The sequence below is a fragment of the Marilutibacter chinensis genome (assembly GCF_021725675.1).
GTDB lineage: Bacteria > Pseudomonadota > Gammaproteobacteria > Xanthomonadales > Xanthomonadaceae > Marilutibacter > Marilutibacter chinensis.
On sequence record NZ_JAKJPO010000013.1, the window covers coordinates 45,657 to 63,136 of the forward strand.

Here is a 17,480-nt window from a genome sequence, read left to right on the forward strand (position 1 = left end):
TGTCCATGAGCACCCAAACCGCCAGCAGCACCCCGAGAACCGCGAGCCCCTGCAACGGAGCTTCGTGGCTCGCGCAGGCCCTGATCGCCGAAGGCGTCGACACGCTGTTCGGCTATCCCGGCGGCGCGATCATGCCGTTCTACGATGCCCTGCACGGCTCGGACCTGAAACACGTCCTGGTCCGTCACGAGCAGGGTGCGGCGTTCGCAGCCAATGGCTATGCGCGAGCCAGCGGGCGCGTCGGCGTATGCGTCGCCACTTCCGGTCCCGGTGCATCGAACCTTGTCACCGGCATCGCCGATGCGATGCTGGATTCGGTGCCGATGGTCGTGATCACCGGCCAGGTCGCCACCCCGTTGATGGGCACGGACGCATTCCAGGAGCTGGACGTGTTCGGCATGACGATGCCGATCGTCAAGCACAGCTTCCTCGTGCGCCGGGTCGAGGATCTTCCGAGGGTGGTCGCCGAGGCTTTCCGCATCGCCCGCTCGGGGCGTCCGGGTCCGGTGCTGATCGATTTCCCCAAGGACGTGCAGGTCGGCGATGCCAGCGGCCTCGCCCCGCACGTGCCGCTGGACATCGACGACGTGCCGCGTGCGGCCGACGCCTCGCTGCACGCAGCGCTGGCGCTGGTGTCGCAGGCGCAGCGGCCGGTCGTCTATGCCGGCGGCGGCGTCGCGCTGGGGAATGCGGTGGACGTGTTCCGCGATTTCGTCAACGCGACCCGCATTCCCGCGGTGCTGACCCTCAAGGGGCTCGGCGCGCTGCCGCCGGACAATCCGCTGAACCTTGGCATGCTCGGCATGCACGGCACCCGTGCGGCCAACCTGGCGGTGCAGGAATGCGATCTGCTGATCGTGGTCGGCGCCCGCTTCGACGACCGCGCGACCGGCAAGCTGTCCGAGTTCGCCCCCCATGCGCGGGTGATCCACATGGACCCGGACGCCTGCGAGATCGGCAAGCTGCGGCATGCCGACGCGGCGATAAACGGCGACATCGTCGGTGCATTGAAGGCGCTGACCCTGCCCTGTGCCGCGCATGTGCATGGGCGCCATGCGGTCGCGCGGCGGCAGTGGCTGGAAACCTGCCAGCAGCGCGCGCGCGATCATGCAGCCCGCTACGACGCGCCGGGCGACGGCGTCTATGCGCCCGCCCTGCTGAAACGGCTATCTGAAATAGTGCCCGGAGCGGTCGTGTCCTGCGACGTCGGCCAGCACCAGATGTGGGTCGCGCAGCACTGGCGCTTCAGCCATCCGCGCCAGCACCTGACCAGCGGCGCCCTCGGCGCGATGGGCTTCGGCCTGCCGGCGGCGATCGGCGCGCAGCTGGCGTTGCGGGAACAGGCCCCGCACGACCCGCAGGAGCCGGAGGCCTGCGTGGTCTGCGTCAGCGGCGACGGCTCGTTCCTGATGAACGTGCAGGAGCTGGCCACCGTCGCCCGCTACCGGCTGCCGGTGAAGATCGTCCTGCTCGACAACCAGGCGCTGGGCATGGTCCGGCAGTGGCAGGAACTGTTCTTCGAGCAGCGCTATTCCGAGATCGACCTGTCCGACAACCCCGACTTCGCGACGCTGGCCTCCGCGTTCGGCATCCCGGCTACCCGTATCGACCGCGCCGACGATGTCGAGGACGCACTGCAGGCGCTGGTGCACGCGCCAGGCCCGGCGCTGCTGCACGTGGCGATCGACCAGAAGGCCAACGTCTGGCCGCTGGTGCCGCCGAACCGCAACAACGCGGAAATGCTGGACGGCGACGAGGTCCCCGGGCCGGCAGCCCAAGCATCCAATTCCCCCACTCCGGAGAACCCCAGCCATGCGTTACCAGCTTGATCTCACCCTAAGGCAGGCCGAAGGCGCGCTGGCACGCGTGCTGGGCGCGGCCGAACGTCGCGGCTTCCGGCCGCTGGCCGTCGACGGCGAGGCCCAGCCCGACGGCGACCGCTGGCACCTGCGCCTGATGGTCGAAGGCGAACGTGCCGACACGTCCCTGCAGTCGCAGCTGGCGAAGCTCTACGACTGCCTCGCGGTGGAGGTGTCGCCGTGCAGTTGAACGACGCGACACCGGCGGCGGAAGCCGCCGAAACCGCCCGCGACAGCGCCTCCGTGCCCGCCGCCAGCCCGCAGGTGTGGTTCGACGGCCGCATGGTCGCGATCGACTCGCCCCAGGCGCCGTTGACCACCCACGCGATGCACTACGGCAGTGGCGTGTTCGAAGGCATCCGCGCCTACGCCACCGCCGACGGTGGCGCGGCGGTGTTCCGCCTGCCCGAGCACCTGGAGCGCATGCGCAAGGGCTGCGAGCTGCTCGGCATCGACTTCGACGTCGACGCCGCCGGCGAGGCGGTGCTGCAGACACTGCGCGCGAACGGCCACCGCGACGCCTACATCCGTCCATTGGCCTGGCTGGGCAGCGGCACGATCGGGCTGGACGTCGCGCCGCTGAGCCAGCACCTGATGGTCGCGACGATGGCCACCGCAGTGCACCTGGCCGGCAAGGCGGCGCGCCTGGGCGTGTCGGGCTGGCGACGCAATCCGGCCAGCTCGCTGCCGCCGCTGAAACTGTGCGGCGGCTACGTCAATTCCGTGCTGGCCAAGCGCGAAGCCAAGCAGCGCGGTTTCGACGAGGCCCTGTTCGTCGACGGCGACGGCTACGCGGTCGAGTGCACCGGTGCGAACGTGTTCATGGTCAAGGGCGGCGAGATCACCGCGGTCAGCCACGCGGATGCGCTCGACGGCATCACCCGCGCGACCCTGGTCGAACTGTCCGGCGCGCAGTCGCGGCCGGTCGCACTGGAGGAGCTGAAGCAGGCCGACGAGGTGTTCGTCTGCGGTACCGCCGCCGAAGTCGCGCCGATCGCATCGCTCGACGGGCACGAGTATGGCGACAACCCGGTGACCCGCGATTTCCAGCAACGCTACGCGCGCATCGTCCGTGGCCAGGATCCCGCCTTCGCCCACTGGCTGACCCGGGTCTGACGATGGACGGCACCCGCGCCCGCGGCAAGGACATGCGCAGCTCCGGCGAGCAGATCGACGAGGGCGACGTAGCCGTCGGCGTCGCCGACGTGCTTGCGGCACAGGCCCGCCTGCGCCGCTACCTGACCGCGACGCCGCTGCATCACGCCGAGCGTTTCGGCTGCTGGCTGAAGCTGGAGAACCTGCAACGCACCGGCTCGTACAAGGTGCGCGGCGCGCTCAATGCGCTGTTGGCCGCACGCGAGCGCGGCGACGAACGTCCGGTGATCGCGGCCTCCGCCGGCAATCACGCCCAGGGCCTGGCCTGGGCCGCCTACCGCCTCGGCATGCAGGCGATCACGGTGATGCCGCGCGGCGCGCCGGACACCAAGGTCGCGGGCGTTTCCCACTGGGGTGCGACGGTTCGCCTGCACGGCGACAGCTACGACGAAGCGAAGGCCTTCGCCCACGAGCTGGCGCGGCAGCACGGCTACCGGCTGCTGTCGGCGTTCGACGACCCCGACGTGATCGCCGGTCAGGGCACGGTCGGCCTGGAGCTGGCGGCGCTGGCGCCGGATGTGGTGCTGGTGCCGATCGGTGGAGGCGGACTGGCGTCCGGCGTCGCACTGGCGCTCAAGTCGCAGGGCATCCGGATCGTCGGCGCCCAGGTCGAAGGCGTCGACTCGATGGCACGAGCCCTCGAAGGCGACGAGCGTCCGATCGAGCCGGCGACCAGCCTGGCCGACGGTGTCCGCGTCAAGGTGCCGGGCATGCTGACCCGGCGCCTGCTTGCCGAGCTGCTCGACGACATCGTGATCGTCCGCGAAGCCGAGTTGCGCGAGACCCTGGTGCGGTTGGCGCTGGAAGAGCACGTGATCGCCGAAGGTGCCGGTGCGCTGGCGCTGGCCGCCGGCCGTCGCGTCGCCGGCAGGCGCAAGTGCGCAGTGGTGTCCGGCGGCAACGTCGACGCGGGCGTGCTCGCGACCCTGCTGTCGGAAGTCCGTCCGCGCGCACCGCGCCGACCGCGCCGCCGCAGCCGCGAGACCGCCTTGCCGGTGTCGGCGCAGGAGCCGGCCATTCCGACACTCACGCCCCTCAGACCGGACACCGGTGCTGGCCGCGGATTCCCACGGATGGACGCGAACTGGGCCAAAGCAGGAGTGGAGCTGGCATGAATCGGGAATCGAACATCGCCGCCCCATCCACCTGCCACGCGGCTTCGACCCGCACCCATCCGCGGCCGACAACAACCTCGACGGAGCACAACGAATGAACGACCCCGCCGCCCGAGTACGCATCTTCGACACCAGCCTGCGCGATGGCGAACAGTCGCCGGGCTGCAGCATGACCGCCGCGCAGAAGCTCCGCTTCGCCCACGCGCTCGCGGAACTCGGCGTCGATGCACTCGAGGCCGGCTTTCCGGCCAGTTCCCAGGCCGACCGGGATGCGGTGCGGGCGATCGCGCGCGAGGTCCGCGGCAGTACCATCGCCACCCTGGCCCGCTGCCACGACGACGACATCGATGCCTGCGCGTCCGCGCTGGACGGCGCCGCGCATCCGCGCATCCACGTGTTCATATCGACCAGCCCGTTGCATCGCGAGCACAAGCTGGGACTGAGCCGGGAACAGGTGCTCGAGCGCGCGGTGAAGGGCGTGCAGCGCGCGCGCCGCCTCGTCGACGACGTCGAGTTCTCGGCCGAGGACGCGCTGCGAACGGAACCTGAGTTCCTCGCCGAGATATGCAGCGCCGCGGTCGCCGCCGGCGCAAGGACGCTCAACATTCCCGATACCGTCGGCTACACCACCCCGAGCGAGATCCGCGCATTGTTCGAATACCTGCGCGCCGCCGTGGAGGCCAGCGGCGTCGCCGGCGCCGGCGAGGTGGTGTTCAGCGCGCATTGCCACAACGACCTCGGCCTGGCGGTCGCCAACTCGCTGGCCGCGATCGAGGGTGGCGCGCGCCAGGTCGAGTGCACGGTGAACGGCATCGGAGAACGCGCCGGCAACTGCGCGCTTGAAGAACTGGTGATGGCGCTGCGGGTGCGCAGCGGCTACTACGGCGCCCATACCCGAATCGATACCCGCCGGCTGGTGCCGACGTCGCGGCTGCTGTCGCGGATCACCGGCATGGCGGTCCAGCGCAACAAGGCGGTGGTCGGACAGAACGCGTTCGCGCACGAGTCCGGCATCCACCAGCACGGCATGCTCAAGCACCGCGGCACCTACGAGATCATGCGGCCGGAAGATGTCGGCTGGGCGCAGTCGCAGATGGTGATGGGACGCCACAGCGGCCGCGCCGCGCTGGCCGACCGACTGCAGGCGCTGGGCTTCCAGCTGCCGGAGCCGGCACTGAACCAGGTGTTTGCCGCATTCAAGACGCTGGCCGAGAAGAAGCGCGAGGTGTTCGACGCCGACCTGGAGGCGCTGGCCCTGGGGACCGATTCGGCGACGACCCGCGGCTGGCGCCTGACCCGGCTGCACGTCAGCACCGGCTCGGGCAATGGCGACGTCCTGCCCACCGCCAGCGTGCAGCTGCACGATGCCGATGGCGGGGCCGTCAGCGAGGCCGCGGTCGGCGATGGCCCCGTGCACGCGCTGTTCGCCGCGCTCGCGCGCGCCACCGGCATCGAACTGGACATCGACAGCTATCAGGTGTCCAGCGTGACCACCGGCGACGACGCCCAGGGCCAGGCGCAGGTGATCGCACGGGTCGACGGCAGCGAGCTGACCGGCTCGGGCACCAGCACCGACATTCTCGAGGCGAGCGCGCACGCCTGGCTCGACATCGCCAACCGGCTGTTGCGCGGCGGCGTCGATGTCGCGCAAAGCACGCCCCGACCCACCCCGACGGCGCGCGTCGCCGCCACCGCATGAGTGCCTCCATGTCATCGCATCCACCGTCCCGTCCCCGCACCCTGTTCGACAAGCTGTGGGACGCCCATCTCGTCACCCCCGAAACGGAGGCCGCGCCGGCGGTCCTCTACATCGACCTGCACCTGATCCATGAGGTCACCTCGCCACAGGCGTTCGCCGAGCTCGAATCGCGCGGACTCGCTCCGCGCCGCCCGGATCGCACCAAGGCGACGATGGACCACTCGACGCCGACCCTGCCGGCCGGCGCGGACGGCCGCCTGCCCTTCGCCAGCGACGAGGCGCGCGCGCAGGTGCAGCGCCTGCGCGACAACTGTGCGCGACACGACATCGAGTTGTTCGACATCGACAGCCCGCAACGCGGCATCGTCCACGTGATCGGCCCCGAGCTCGGCCTGACCCAGCCCGGCATGACGATCGTCTGCGGCGACAGTCACACCGCCACCCACGGCGCCTTCGGAGCCCTGGCGTTCGGCATCGGCACCAGCGAGGTCGGCCACGTGCTGGCCACGCAATGCCTGCTGCAGCGCAGGCCGAAGACGCTGGCGATCACGATCGACGGCGCGCTGCGGCCGGGCGTGACCGCCAAGGACCTGATCCTGCACGTGATCGGCGTGATCGGCGTCAACGGCGGCACCGGCCACGTGATCGAGTATCGCGGCAGTGCGATCCGCGCGTTGTCCATGGAGGAGCGGATGACGGTCTGCAACATGTCGATCGAGGCCGGCGCACGTGCCGGCCTGATCGCGCCCGACGAGATCACCTTCGAGTATCTACGCGGCCGGCCGCGTGTGCCGTCCGGCGCCGCCTTCGACGCCGCGGTCGGGCGCTGGGAGCAGTTCCGCAGCGACCCAGGTGCGCGCTTCGATCGCGAGGTGGTGATCGACGCCACCGGAATCGAGCCCACCATCACCTGGGGCACCCATCCGGGCCAGGTGGCGGCGGTCGGCGCCCGCCTGCCTGCCGACGCCGGCGCTGACGCGGGCAAGGCACGCGACTACATGGGCTGGAAGTCGGAAGCGGCGCTTGCAGGTCGGCCGGTCGATGTCGTCTTCGTCGGCAGTTGCACCAACTCGCGCCTGTCCGACCTGCGCGACGCCGCGCGCGTGCTGCGTGGCCGCAAGGTGCACCCGCGGGTGCGCATGCTGGTCGTACCCGGCTCGGAACAGGTCAAGCGCGAAGCCGAGGCCGAGGGCATCGACGCGATCGTGCGCTCCGCCGGTGCCGAATGGCGCGAGCCGGGCTGCTCGATGTGCATCGCGATGAACGGCGACCTGGTCGGCCCCGGCCAGCTCGCGGTCTCGACCAGCAACCGCAATTTCGAAGGCCGCCAGGGCAAGGGCGCGCGGACCGTGCTGGCCTCGCCGCTGACCGCCGCGGCCTGTGCGGTCGCCGGCGAGATCGCCGACCCCCGTGCCTTCCTCGACGGCGAGACCGTCGCCGTCGAGCTGGAGACCGCCTGATGACCGCCTTCACCACCCTGACCTCGAGAACCGTCGTGCTGCGCGAGCGCAACATCGACACCGACCAGATCATCCCCGCCCGTTTCCTGACCACGACCGAACGCGCCGGCCTCGGCCGCCACGCGTTCAGCGACTGGCGACACCTGCCGGACGGCTCGCCGGATCCGGACTTTCCGTTCAATCGCGCCGAAAGCGCCGGCGCGCGCATCCTGGTCGCGGGCCGCAACTTCGGCTGCGGATCCTCGCGCGAGCATGCGCCGTGGGCATTGGCCGACCTCGGGATCCGTGCGGTGATCAGCGCCGAGATCGCCGACATCTTCCGCAGCAACGCGCTCAAGAACGGATTGCTGCCGGTGGTGCTGGACGAAGCCGTCGTCGACGAACTGCTCGACCGTCCGGGCATCGAGCTGAGCATCGACGTCGCCAGGCGCCGCGTCGCCCTGCCCGGCGGCGCCGAGGTCGAGTTCCCGCTCGATGCGTTCGCCCGCACCTGCCTGCTGGAGGGCGTCGACCAGCTCGGCTATCTGCTGCGCCAGCAGCCCGCCATCCAGCGCTACGAACAGACACATCACGAGGGCGTCCACCATGCACGCTGACATCGTCGTACTGCCCGGGGACGGCATCGGTCCCGAGGTCACCGCCGCCGCGGTCGAGGTCCTGCGCGCAGTCGGTCGCCGCTACGGCCATGCATTCGGCTTCCACGAACACCTGATCGGCGGCGCCGCGATCGACGCCACCGGCGAACCGCTGCCGGCCGCCACCCTGGAGGCCGCCCGGCGCGCCGACGCGGTCCTGCTCGGCGCGGTCGGCGGACCGAAGTGGTCGGATCCGAAGGCGGCGGTGCGCCCGGAACAGGGCCTGCTGGCGATCCGCAAGGCGCTTGGCCTGTATGCGAACCTGCGGCCGGTGGCACCGCATCCGGCCGCGCTCGGTGCATCGCCGGTGAAACCGCACCTGCTGACCGGCGTCGACCTGATGGTCGTGCGCGAACTGACCGGCGGTATCTATTTCGGCGAGAAGACGCGCACCGCCACCACCGCCAGCGATCTGTGCGAGTACGACGTCGGGGAGATCGAGCGCGTCGTGCGTCGTGCCTGCACGCTCGCGCGCAGCCGTCGCGGCAAGCTGACCTCGGTCGACAAGGCCAATGTGCTGGAGACTTCGCGGCTGTGGCGCGAGACCACGACCCGCGTGGTCGCCCGGGAGTTCCCCGACATCCAGCTCGAGCACCAGCTGGTCGACTCGATGGCGATGCACCTGCTGTCGCGGCCGCGCGAGTACGACGTGATCGTCACCGAGAACATGTTCGGCGACATCCTCACCGATGAGGCCTCGATGCTGGCCGGCTCGCTAGGCCTGCTGCCGTCGGCGTCGCTGGGCGAGGTCGCGCGTCATGCGGGCGCTGCCCGCGACGCCACGGACGGAAGCCGTTCTGCGACCATCGGCCTGTACGAGCCGATCCACGGCTCGGCGCCCGACATCGCCGGTCGCGGCATCGCCAACCCGTATGCGGCGATCCTCAGCGGCGCGCTGCTGCTGCGTCACTCGCTGGGCCTGGAAGACGAAGCGGACTGCATCGAGAAGGCGGTCTCGGCCGTTCTCGACGCCGGCGTGTTCACCGCCGACCTCGCCGCCAGCGGCCGTGCAGTCAGCACCCGCGAAGCGACCGAAGCGGTGATCGAGCAGCTGCAGCTGGAGTGCCAGCCGGTGCCGATGCGCGACTAGGGATGCGCGACCAGGATCGTCACCGCCCCGCGCAGCGACTCTCGCGGCAACGGCGGAAAGCTCCCCGTAGCAGCGGCGTCAGCCGCGATGGAGCGCCCCCCGGGCCTGGTCGCGGCTTGCGCCGCTCCCACGGGCGGCCGAGGATGCGGTGGCGCATGGCATGCAGCCGGAGGCCGGTCGCGATTGCGCCGCGCACACGGCACCGGCTAGGGTGCTGCGATGAACCCAACCCATCGCAGCACTGCAGCCGCCGCGCTGCTGGTCCTGGCCGCCTGCGGCACCAGCCCGCCCCCCAGATCCGCCGCCGACGTCGCGCATCAACCCGGTATTCCCGCAACGGAAACCGCACCGGCCGACCGGTTCATGGAACGGGTGCGGACGTTGTGTGGCCAGGCCTTCGCGGGGCGGATCGTCGCCAACCAGCCTCCGCCTGCGGGCGAAGACCCGTTCACCGGCCAGCCGCTGGTCATGCATGTGCGCGACTGCGACCGGAACACCATCCGTATTCCCCTCCACGTGGGCGCGGACCGTTCGCGGACCTGGGTGCTGGACCGGACCGCCGACGGCCTGCGGCTGAAGCACGACCATCGCCATGAGGACGGCAGCGAGGACGTGTTGACGATGTACGGCGGCCTCAGCGCCGGCGAGGGCGGTACCGGCGCCCGCCAGGAGTTTCCGGTCGATGCGGAATCGCGGGAACTGTTCGCTCGGGAGGGACTCGCCGCATCCATCCGCAACACGTGGGCGATGGAGATCGAACCCGGCAGTACCTTCGTATACGAACTGTCGCGTCCCGGGCGCCTGTTCCGGATCGAGTTCGACCTCGGCCGGCCGGTGGATGTCCCGCCCGCACCGTGGGGCCAGGAGGACTGATTCCGCAGCCGGGCCCGATCATGCAACGGCATCGGGTCGGATGCCGACATTCATCGCAGGCCTTCCATGACAACCCGTGCGATGATCCGGTATCCATCCGTGGTGGAAGGGACCATTGACGGAGAAGCGTTACATCCTGGCCATCGACCAGGGAACGACCAGTTCGCGGGCGATCCTGTTCGACCGTCGCGGCACGGTGGCCGGAATCGCCCAACGCGAGTTCGCGCAGTTGTTCCCGCAGCCCGGCTGGGTCGAACACGATCCGCGAGAGATCCTGGCCAGCGTGCAGTCGACCATCGTCGAGGCGATGACACGGGCGCAGGTCGACGCTTCGCAGGTCGCAGGCATCGGCATCAGCAACCAGCGCGAAACCACGGTGGTCTGGGACCGCCACACCGGACAGGCCATCCACAACGCCGTGGTGTGGCAGTCGCGACAGACCGCCGGCATCTGCGAGCAGCTCAGGCGCGACGGCCATGACGCGATCGTGCGGGAACGCACCGGACTGCTGATCGACGCCTATTTCTCCGGCACCAAGCTCAAGTGGATCCTCGACCACGTGCCCGGCGCGCGTGCGCGCGCGGCGCGCGGCGAACTGCTGTTCGGCACCATCGACAGCTGGCTGCTCTGGAACCTGTCCGGGGACCGCAGCCACCTGACCGACTGCGGCAATGCCGCGCGCACGCTGATGTACGACATCCATCGGCGGCGCTGGTGCCCGGACCTGCTGGAAATCCTCGACGTGCCGGCGGCGATGCTGCCCGAGGTCCGTTCCAACAGCGAGATCCATGCGCACACCGCGCCCGACGGCGTGTTCGCGCGGCGCATCCCGATCTGCGGCATCGCCGGCGACCAGCAGGCGGCGCTGTTCGGCCACGCCTGCTTCGAGCCGGGCATGGCCAAGAACACCTACGGCACCGGCTGTTTCGTGCTGATGAACACGGGCGAGCGGGCGGTACGTTCGGACAATGGCCTGCTGACCACCATCGCCTGGGACGTGGACGGGCGGGTGGAGTACGCGCTGGAGGGCAGCATCTTCGTTGCCGGCTCCGCGATCCAGTGGCTGCGCGACGGCCTGCGCATGCTGGGCAAGGCCAGCGACAGCCAGTCCTACGCCGAGCGTGCGCATTCCAGCGAAGGCGTCTATTTCGTTCCAGCCTTCGTCGGCCTCGGCGCGCCGTACTGGCGCAGCGACGTACGCGGGGCGATGTTCGGCCTCACCCGCGGCACCAGCAAGGAAGTCTTCATCCGCGCGGTGCTCGAATCGCTGGCCTACCAGACGCGCGACGTGCTGGAAGCGATGCAGGCGGATTCCGGAATCGCGCTCAGGGTCCTCAGCGCCGACGGCGGCGCGATCGGCAACGATTTCGCCGCGCAGTTCCAGGCCGACATCCTCGACGCGGCGCTGGAACGCCCGCGCAACAGCGAAGCCACCGCCTGGGGCGCGGCCTGCCTGGCCGGGCTGGCGGTGGGCTTCTGGGAAGACCGTGGGGAGCTGGCCGCGCAACGGCAGGTCGAGCGCCGTTTCGAGCCGCGGATGGACGCGCAGCGACGCGAGGCGCTGTACGCCGGCTGGAAGCGCGCGGTACAGGCGACGCTGGCCTTCAGCGTCGAAGACTGACCCGGCCTTCCAGACCGGGGCTTCAACCGCCTCCCTCCGGCTGCGGCACCTTCACCCGGAACCACGCCGCGTACAGTGCTGGCAGGAACAGCAGTGTCAGCACGGTCGCGACCAGCAGGCCGCCCATGATCGCCACTGCCATCGGTCCGAAGAAGGCACTGCGCGACAACGGAATCATCGCCAGGATCGCCGCCAGCGCGGTCAGCACGATCGGGCGGAAGCGGCGCACTGTCGCCTCCACGATCGCCTTCCAGGTCTCCTCGCCTGCACTGCGGTCCTGTTCGATCTGGTCGACCAGGATCACCGAGTTGCGCATGATCATGCCGGCCAGCGCGATCGTGCCCAGCATCGCCACGAATCCGAACGGCACCCGGAACACCAGCAGGAACAGGGTCACGCCGATCAGTCCCAGCGGTGCGGTCAGCAGCACCATCACGCTGCGCGAGAAGCTGCGCAGCTGCAGCATCAGCAGGGTGAACACGACGAACAGGAACAGCGGCATGCCGGCGTTGATCGAGTCCTGGCCGCGCGCCGAGTCCTCGACGGTGCCGCCGATGTCGATCGAATAGCCATACGGGAGTCCGGCGCGCAGCTCGTCCAGGGTCGGCGATATCTGCCCGGCCACCGTGGCCGGCTGCGTGCCGTCGTAGATGTCGGCCCGGACGGTCATCGTCGGACGGCGGTCGCGATGCCAGATGATGCCGTCCTCGAAACCGTACTCGAGCGTCGCGATCTGCTCCAGCGGCACGCTGGCGCCGCTGCCGGTCGGCACCGCCAGGCTGCCGAGCATGTCCAGCCGCACCCGCTCCTCCTCGGGGCCGCGCAGCAGCATCTCGACCAGTTCGTTGCCCTCGCGGTAGGTGCTCACGTGCGAGCCCGACAGCGAGCTGGTCAGGAAATGCGCGACCTGGGCCGAAGCGATGCCCATCGCCCGGGCGCGCTCCTGGTCGATGCGCAGGCGCACGACCTTGCCCGGTTCGTCCCAGTCGAGGTTGACGTTGGTGACGTGCGGATTCTCGCGGATCTTCTCGCGCACCTCGTAGGCGATCTCGCGGATCCGGTCGATGTGTTCGCCGGACACGCGGAACTGCACCGGATAGCCGACCGGCGGTCCGTTCTCGAGGCGGGTGACGCGCAACTGCAGGTCGGGGAACTGCGGCACCACCTCGTCGATGATCCATTCCCGCACCGCCTCGCGCGCCTCGATGTCCTTCGGCATCAGCACGAACTGGGCGAAGTTGGCCGCCGGCAGCTGCTGGTCGAGAGGCAGGTAGAAGCGCGGCGAGCCGGTGCCGACGTAGGCGACGTAGTTGGTCAGGTCCTGACGTGCGGCCAGCAGCGCCTCGAGCTTCTTCGCCTGCGCCTCGGTCGCCTTCAGCGAGCTGCCCTCGGCCAGTTCCATGTCGACCATCAGTTCCGGACGCACCGAGTCGGGGAAGAACTGCTGCGGCACGAAGCGGAACAGCAGCACCGAGCCGACGAACGCGGCGACGGTGATCGCGATGACGGTCTTGCGCCGACGCACGCACCAGACGAGCAAGTGGCGGAAGCGGACGTAGAAGCGCGTGTCGTACGGGTCGTGATCGCGGCCGTCGTGCGGCGCCGGGCGGATGAAGTCCGCAAGCGCGGGATGGCGATCGGCCCAGCGCGCGCGCTGCGCATGCCAGCGCGCGGCCAGGGAACCCGGCTTCAACGGCGCCGCGTGGCCGTGGTCGGGGAGCAGCTTGTCGCCGAGATAGGGGATGAACATCACCGCGGCGATCCACGACACCAGCAGCGCGATGGTCACCACCTCGAACAGCGAGCGGGTGTATTCGCCGGTGCTCGACGCCGCCGTCGCGATCGGCAGGAAGCCGGCCGCGGTGATCAGCGTGCCGGTCAGCATCGGGAACGCGGTGCTCTCCCATGCGAACGCGGCGGCCTTCAGCCGGCTGAAGCCCTGCTCCATCTTGATCGCCATCATCTCGACCGCGATGATCGCGTCGTCGACCAGCAAGCCGAGCGCGAGCACCAGCGCGCCGAGCGATATCTTGTGCAGGCCGACGCCGAAGAACGCCATCACCGCGAAGGTCATTGCCAGCACCAGCGGGATCGACAGCGCAACCACCAGACCGGTGCGCAGGCCCAGCGACAGGAAGCTCACCAGCAGCACGATCACCACCGCCTCCGTCAGCACCTGGACGAATTCGCCGACCGATTCGTCGACCGCCGCCGGCTGGTCGGCGACCTTGTGCAGCTCCATCCCCGCCGGCAGCGTCTCCTGCAGGCGCGCGAACTCCGACTCCAGGGTCTTGCCGAGGTCGAGGATGTTGCCGCCGTCGCGCATCGCCACGCCGATCCCGATCGCGTCCTCGCCGCGGAAGCGCATCCGCGGCGCCGCCGGGTCGGCGAAGCCGCGACGGACCTCGGCGACATCGCCGAGGCGGAAGGTGCGGTCGCCGACCCGGATCGGGAAGTCGCGGATCTCCTCGACCGTGCCGAAGCGGCCGTCGACCCGCAGCGGCACGCGGCTGCTCGGGGTTTCGAAGAAGCCGGCCGGGACCATCGCGTTCTGCTGCTCCAGCGCCTGCTGCACCGCCTGCGCGGGCACGCCGAGGGTCGCCAGCTTGACGTTCGACAGCTCGATCCAGATCTTCTCGTCCTGCACCCCGAACAGCTCGATCTTGCCGACGTCGGGCAGCTCCTGCAGCGCCAGCTGCACGCGCTCGGCGTAATCCTTCAGCACCGCGTAGTCGAAGCCCTCGCCGGTCAGCGCGTAGATGTTGCCGAAGGTGTCGCCGAACTCGTCGTTGAAGAACGGGCCGATCACCTCGGCCGGCAGGGTCGAGCGGATGTCGCCGACCTTCTTGCGCACCTGGTACCACAGCGGCTCGATCTCCTTCGAGCGCATCGAGTCGCGCGCCATGAAGATCACCTGCGATTCGCCCGCGCGGGAGTACGAGCGGATGAACTCGTACTCGCCGGTCTCCATCAGCTTCTTCTCGATCCGCTCGGTGACCTGAGTGGACACCTCCTCGGCGGTCGCGCCCGGCCACAGGGTGCGGATCACCATCGCCTTGAAGGTGAATTCGGGGTCCTCGCTGCGACCAAGATTCAGATAAGAGAGGGTACCGGCGATCGCAACCACCAGCATCGCGTAGACCACGAGGCTGCGGTGCCGCAGCGCCCATTCGGAGAGATTGAAGCGCATGGCTGCCTCAGCGTTCCGGCACGGAAACCGCGCGTTGTCCGGCGGCCTGATCGCCCTTCGGCCGGACCAGCCGGACCGGCCGGTTGTCGCGGTCGACCGGCGCGACCTCGAGCCCCTCGCGCAGCAGATGGCCGCCAGCGGCCACCACCCAGTCCGAGGCGTCGATGTCGCCGCTCACCGCGACGCTGTCCGGCCCGTAGGTGCCGGCCTGCACCGGCTGCAGGCGCAGGATCGAGGTCGCGGGGTCGACCACGAACACAGCGCTGCCGCCATCGGTCTTCTGCAGCGCGGCCAGCGGCACCCCGAGCCTGGTCTCGCGGCCGCCGTCGAGGTAGACGCGCGCGCTCTGTCCGAGTTCGAGGTTGCCGGAAGGCGCGTCGACCGCCACCCGCACCGCGAACGTGCGCGACGCCGGGTCGGCCGCCGGCGAGACTTCGCGCACGCGGCCGGGCCAGCGCTTGCCGGGCTGCGACCACAGCTCGACCTGCACCGGCCGCCCTGGCACGACGGTATCGATCGCGCTTTCGGGCACCGCGAAGGCGATCTCGCGCTCGCCGTCGGCGGCCAGCACGAACACGCTCTGACCGGCGGCGACCACCTGACCCGCCTCGGCCTGGCGCGCGGCGATCACGCCGTCGGCCGGTGCCCGCAGGCGGGTATAGGCGGCCTGGTTGCTGGCGACCGCGAGATTCGCGCGGGCCGCATCGACCTGCCCCTGAGCGGCGATCGCCGCCGCATCCTGGGCATCCACCGCCGAGCGGCTGACCACCTGCTCGGCGCCGAGCCGGGTGAAGCGCGCCCGCTCGTCGCGCGCACGCTTCAGCTCTGCTTCCGCGGCGGACAGTTGAGCCTTCGCGGCCCGTGCCTGTGCGGCGTAGTCTTCGCCATCGAGTACCGCCAGCACCTGGCCGGCCTTGACCCGGTCGCCGACGTCGACCCGACGTTCGACCAGGTTGCCGCCGACGCGGAACGCCAGCGGGCTCTCTTCGCGGGCGCGGACGTCGCCGGCGAATGCATCCACCGTCGTCGCCGTGGGTTGCGGATGCGCGACCAGGACCGGGCGCGGAACCCCGTTGCCCTCCTCGCCTCCGGCACAGGCCGCCAGCGCGATGGACAGCAAAAGCACGACGACAGGGCGGCCGGCCGCGGAGGAGGATACCGGCGGGAACTTGGGCAGGAACCAGGGCAGGTGCCGGGAAGCGCGCGTTCCGGGGGGAGGCGGCAGGCGCATGGAGGAAGCCTCAGTCGAAATTAATGAACCAGGTAGTACTGTATAAATATCAAACCGATTAGTCTAGTATTGATCCATGTCCGCGAACCGCTCCACCGACCGCCCTTCCCGACCCACCGGTCCCGGCCGCCCGAAGGACCTGGCCAAGCGCGCCGCGATCCTGGAAGCCGCCAAGCGTACCTTCACACAGCAGGGGTTCGACGGCACCAGCATGGATCAGGTCGCCGCCGAGGCCAGCGTGTCCAAGCTGACCGTCTACAGCCATTTCGGCGACAAGGAGGGACTGTTCTCGGCGGTGGTCGAGGCCCATTGCGAGCAGCAGATGCCGACCTCTCTGTTCGAGTCGCGACCGGAGGTGCCGCTGCGCGAGCGCCTGCAGGAGATCGCCCGTGCCTTCTACGCGATGATCTCCAGCCCCGAGGCGGTCGCCGGCCATCGGATGATGTGCTCGCCGCAGATGGCCGAGTCGCCGATGGTGCAGCTGTTCTGGGAGTCGGGACCAATGCGCGTGCAGGGCGACTTCGCATGCCTGCTCGAGCGCCGCATCGCGGCCGGCGAGCTTGAGATCTCCGATGTCGAGCGCGCCGCCAGCCAGTTCTTCACCCTGCTCAAGGGCGAGCATCATGCACGGCTGGTGTTCGGCTGTGCCGGTCCGCCGCTGGGCACCGTCGAGGAGCACCTGGACGCCTCGGTGGACATGTTCCTGGCGGCCTATGCGCCCCGCCCGCACCGCCGCTGAGACTTCCGTTGACCGCCGTTACTTGTGTACCGGTGACTTATGGCACTAAATCACCGGACCCTGCCGACGCCATCCTGTGCCCGCTCCGGCGACGTATCGCCGCCGCCCATCGCGGGCGGTCGATTAGAATGTCGGACCTTCCGCGCACGACGACACCAGACATGACGACGATGGACTTTGCCAAGGCACGCGAACTGATGGTCGAGCAGCAGGTCCGGCCTTGGGACGTGCTCGACCCGCGCATCCTGGACGTGCTGTCCACGCTGCCGCGCGAGGCCTTCGTCGCCGAGAGCCACCGCAAGCTGGCCTACGCGGACCTGGCTCTGCCGCTGGCGCACGGCGAATTCATGATGAAGCCGGTGCTCGAAGGCCGCACCCTGCAGTCGCTGGCCGTCGAAGCCGGCGACGAGGTGCTGGAGATCGGCAGCGGCAGCGGCTTCATGGCCGCCTGTCTCGGCCGCCTCGCCCGCGAGGTGGTCAGCATCGAGCGCCATGCCGACCTGGCCGAGGGCGCGCGCGCGCGCCTGGCCGAGCAGGCGGTCGGCAATGTCGGGGTGGTCCATGCCGACGCCTTCGACTGGAGCAACGAACGCCGCTTCGATGCGATCTGCGTGACCGGCGCCGTCGCCGAGATCCCGCCACGCTTCATGCAGTGGCTCAAGCCAGGTGGCCGCATGTTCGTGATCCGCGGCCGTTCGCCGGCAATGGAAGCGGTGCTGGTGCGCGGGGGGGGGGGGGGCCCCCCCCCCCCCCCCCCCCCCCCCCCCCGGGGGGGGGGCCCCCCCCCCCCCCCACCCCGCGGGGGCCCCCCCC

At 70.0% G+C, this 17,480-nt stretch carries 14 protein-coding genes; 12 read left to right on the top strand and 2 right to left on the bottom strand.

The genetic code is table 11. The features are described from left to right. Positions 1–5: 5 nt before the first annotated feature. From ilvG to glpK, 10 genes are all read left to right on the top strand, one after another. A complete protein-coding gene (ilvG, locus tag L3V18_RS15810; RefSeq protein WP_237056174.1) occupies positions 6–1,829 on the top strand; it encodes an acetolactate synthase 2 catalytic subunit in 1,824 nt (607 codons plus the stop codon). Then, positions 1,813–2,049 (top strand): ACT domain-containing protein, encoded by a 237-nt coding sequence (locus L3V18_RS15815; protein ID WP_237056175.1) that lies wholly within the window; start codon positions 1,813–1,815, stop codon positions 2,047–2,049. Before ilvG ends, L3V18_RS15815 begins: the two co-directional genes overlap by 17 nt. Beyond that, positions 2,040–2,975 carry an aminotransferase class IV gene (locus L3V18_RS15820; protein WP_237056176.1) on the top strand — a complete coding sequence of 312 codons (936 nt, stop codon included), beginning with the start codon at positions 2,040–2,042 and terminating at the stop codon, positions 2,973–2,975. Before L3V18_RS15815 ends, L3V18_RS15820 begins: the two co-directional genes overlap by 10 nt. A gap of 32 nt (positions 2,976–3,007) precedes the next feature. Next, positions 3,008–4,129 carry a threonine dehydratase gene (locus L3V18_RS15825; RefSeq protein ID WP_255784057.1) on the top strand — a complete coding sequence of 374 codons (1,122 nt, stop codon included), beginning with the start codon at positions 3,008–3,010 and terminating at the stop codon, positions 4,127–4,129. A gap of 94 nt (positions 4,130–4,223) precedes the next feature. After that, positions 4,224–5,828, top strand: a complete 1,605-nt coding sequence (locus L3V18_RS15830; protein ID WP_237056177.1) for a 2-isopropylmalate synthase — start codon at positions 4,224–4,226, stop codon at positions 5,826–5,828. Positions 5,829–5,836: 8 nt separating this feature from the next. Continuing rightward, positions 5,837–7,288: a 3-isopropylmalate dehydratase large subunit gene (leuC, locus tag L3V18_RS15835; protein WP_237056178.1), complete on the top strand. Its 1,452-nt coding sequence runs from the start codon at positions 5,837–5,839 to the stop codon at positions 7,286–7,288. Beyond that, positions 7,288–7,884, top strand: a complete 597-nt coding sequence (leuD, locus tag L3V18_RS15840) for a 3-isopropylmalate dehydratase small subunit (protein ID WP_237056179.1) — start codon at positions 7,288–7,290, stop codon at positions 7,882–7,884. Before leuC ends, leuD begins: the two co-directional genes overlap by 1 nt. After that, on the top strand, positions 7,874–9,013 hold the full coding sequence (gene leuB, locus L3V18_RS15845; RefSeq protein ID WP_237056180.1) for a 3-isopropylmalate dehydrogenase: 1,140 nt from the start codon (positions 7,874–7,876) through the stop codon (positions 9,011–9,013). The genes leuD and leuB overlap by 11 nt, the downstream gene beginning before the upstream one ends. 219 nt (positions 9,014–9,232) lie before the next feature. Continuing rightward, complete coding sequence (locus L3V18_RS15850; RefSeq protein ID WP_237056181.1) at positions 9,233–9,886, top strand: hypothetical protein; 654 nt, start codon at positions 9,233–9,235, stop codon at positions 9,884–9,886. A gap of 115 nt (positions 9,887–10,001) precedes the next feature. Then, entirely contained in the window at positions 10,002–11,507 is a 1,506-nt protein-coding gene (gene glpK, locus L3V18_RS15855) for a glycerol kinase GlpK (protein ID WP_237056182.1), read from the top strand. 22 nt (positions 11,508–11,529) lie between these two features. Here the strand turns inward: glpK and L3V18_RS15860 are convergent, their stop codons facing one another. Together L3V18_RS15860 and L3V18_RS15865 are read right to left on the bottom strand one after the other, a co-directional pair. Further along, entirely contained in the window at positions 11,530–14,697 is a 3,168-nt protein-coding gene (locus L3V18_RS15860) for an efflux RND transporter permease subunit (RefSeq protein WP_237056184.1), read from the bottom strand. A 7-nt stretch (positions 14,698–14,704) separates the two neighbouring features. Beyond that, positions 14,705–15,928: an efflux RND transporter periplasmic adaptor subunit gene (locus L3V18_RS15865; RefSeq protein ID WP_237056186.1), complete on the bottom strand. Its 1,224-nt coding sequence runs from the start codon at positions 15,926–15,928 to the stop codon at positions 14,705–14,707. 76 nt (positions 15,929–16,004) lie between these two features. On the opposite strand from L3V18_RS15865, the gene L3V18_RS15870 reads away from it, so the two are divergent. Beyond that, positions 16,005–16,667: a TetR/AcrR family transcriptional regulator gene (locus L3V18_RS15870; protein WP_237056187.1), complete on the top strand. Its 663-nt coding sequence runs from the start codon at positions 16,005–16,007 to the stop codon at positions 16,665–16,667. 161 nt (positions 16,668–16,828) lie between these two features. Then, the coding region (locus L3V18_RS15875) for a protein-L-isoaspartate O-methyltransferase family protein (protein ID WP_237056188.1) at positions 16,829–17,480 on the top strand (652 nt) is incomplete at its 3' end.

Excerpts from the sequence above, each read along its gene's own strand:
- leuD (WP_237056179.1), top strand. The coding sequence starts at position 7,288 with ATGACCGCCTTCACCACCCTGACCTCGAGAACCGTCGTGCTGCGCGAG.
- ilvG (WP_237056174.1), top strand. The coding sequence starts at position 6 with ATGAGCACCCAAACCGCCAGCAGCACCCCGAGAACCGCGAGCCCCTGC.
- L3V18_RS15825 (WP_255784057.1), top strand. The coding sequence starts at position 3,008 with ATGCGCAGCTCCGGCGAGCAGATCGACGAGGGCGACGTAGCCGTCGGC.
- leuB (WP_237056180.1), top strand. The coding sequence starts at position 7,874 with ATGCACGCTGACATCGTCGTACTGCCCGGGGACGGCATCGGTCCCGAG.
- L3V18_RS15870 (WP_237056187.1), top strand. The coding sequence starts at position 16,005 with ATGTCCGCGAACCGCTCCACCGACCGCCCTTCCCGACCCACCGGTCCC.
- L3V18_RS15815 (WP_237056175.1), top strand. The coding sequence starts at position 1,813 with ATGCGTTACCAGCTTGATCTCACCCTAAGGCAGGCCGAAGGCGCGCTG.
- L3V18_RS15865 (WP_237056186.1), bottom strand. The coding sequence starts at position 15,928 with ATGCGCCTGCCGCCTCCCCCCGGAACGCGCGCTTCCCGGCACCTGCCC.
- leuC (WP_237056178.1), top strand. The coding sequence starts at position 5,837 with ATGTCATCGCATCCACCGTCCCGTCCCCGCACCCTGTTCGACAAGCTG.
- L3V18_RS15830 (WP_237056177.1), top strand. The coding sequence starts at position 4,224 with ATGAACGACCCCGCCGCCCGAGTACGCATCTTCGACACCAGCCTGCGC.
- L3V18_RS15850 (WP_237056181.1), top strand. The coding sequence starts at position 9,233 with ATGAACCCAACCCATCGCAGCACTGCAGCCGCCGCGCTGCTGGTCCTG.
- L3V18_RS15860 (WP_237056184.1), bottom strand. The coding sequence starts at position 14,697 with ATGCGCTTCAATCTCTCCGAATGGGCGCTGCGGCACCGCAGCCTCGTG.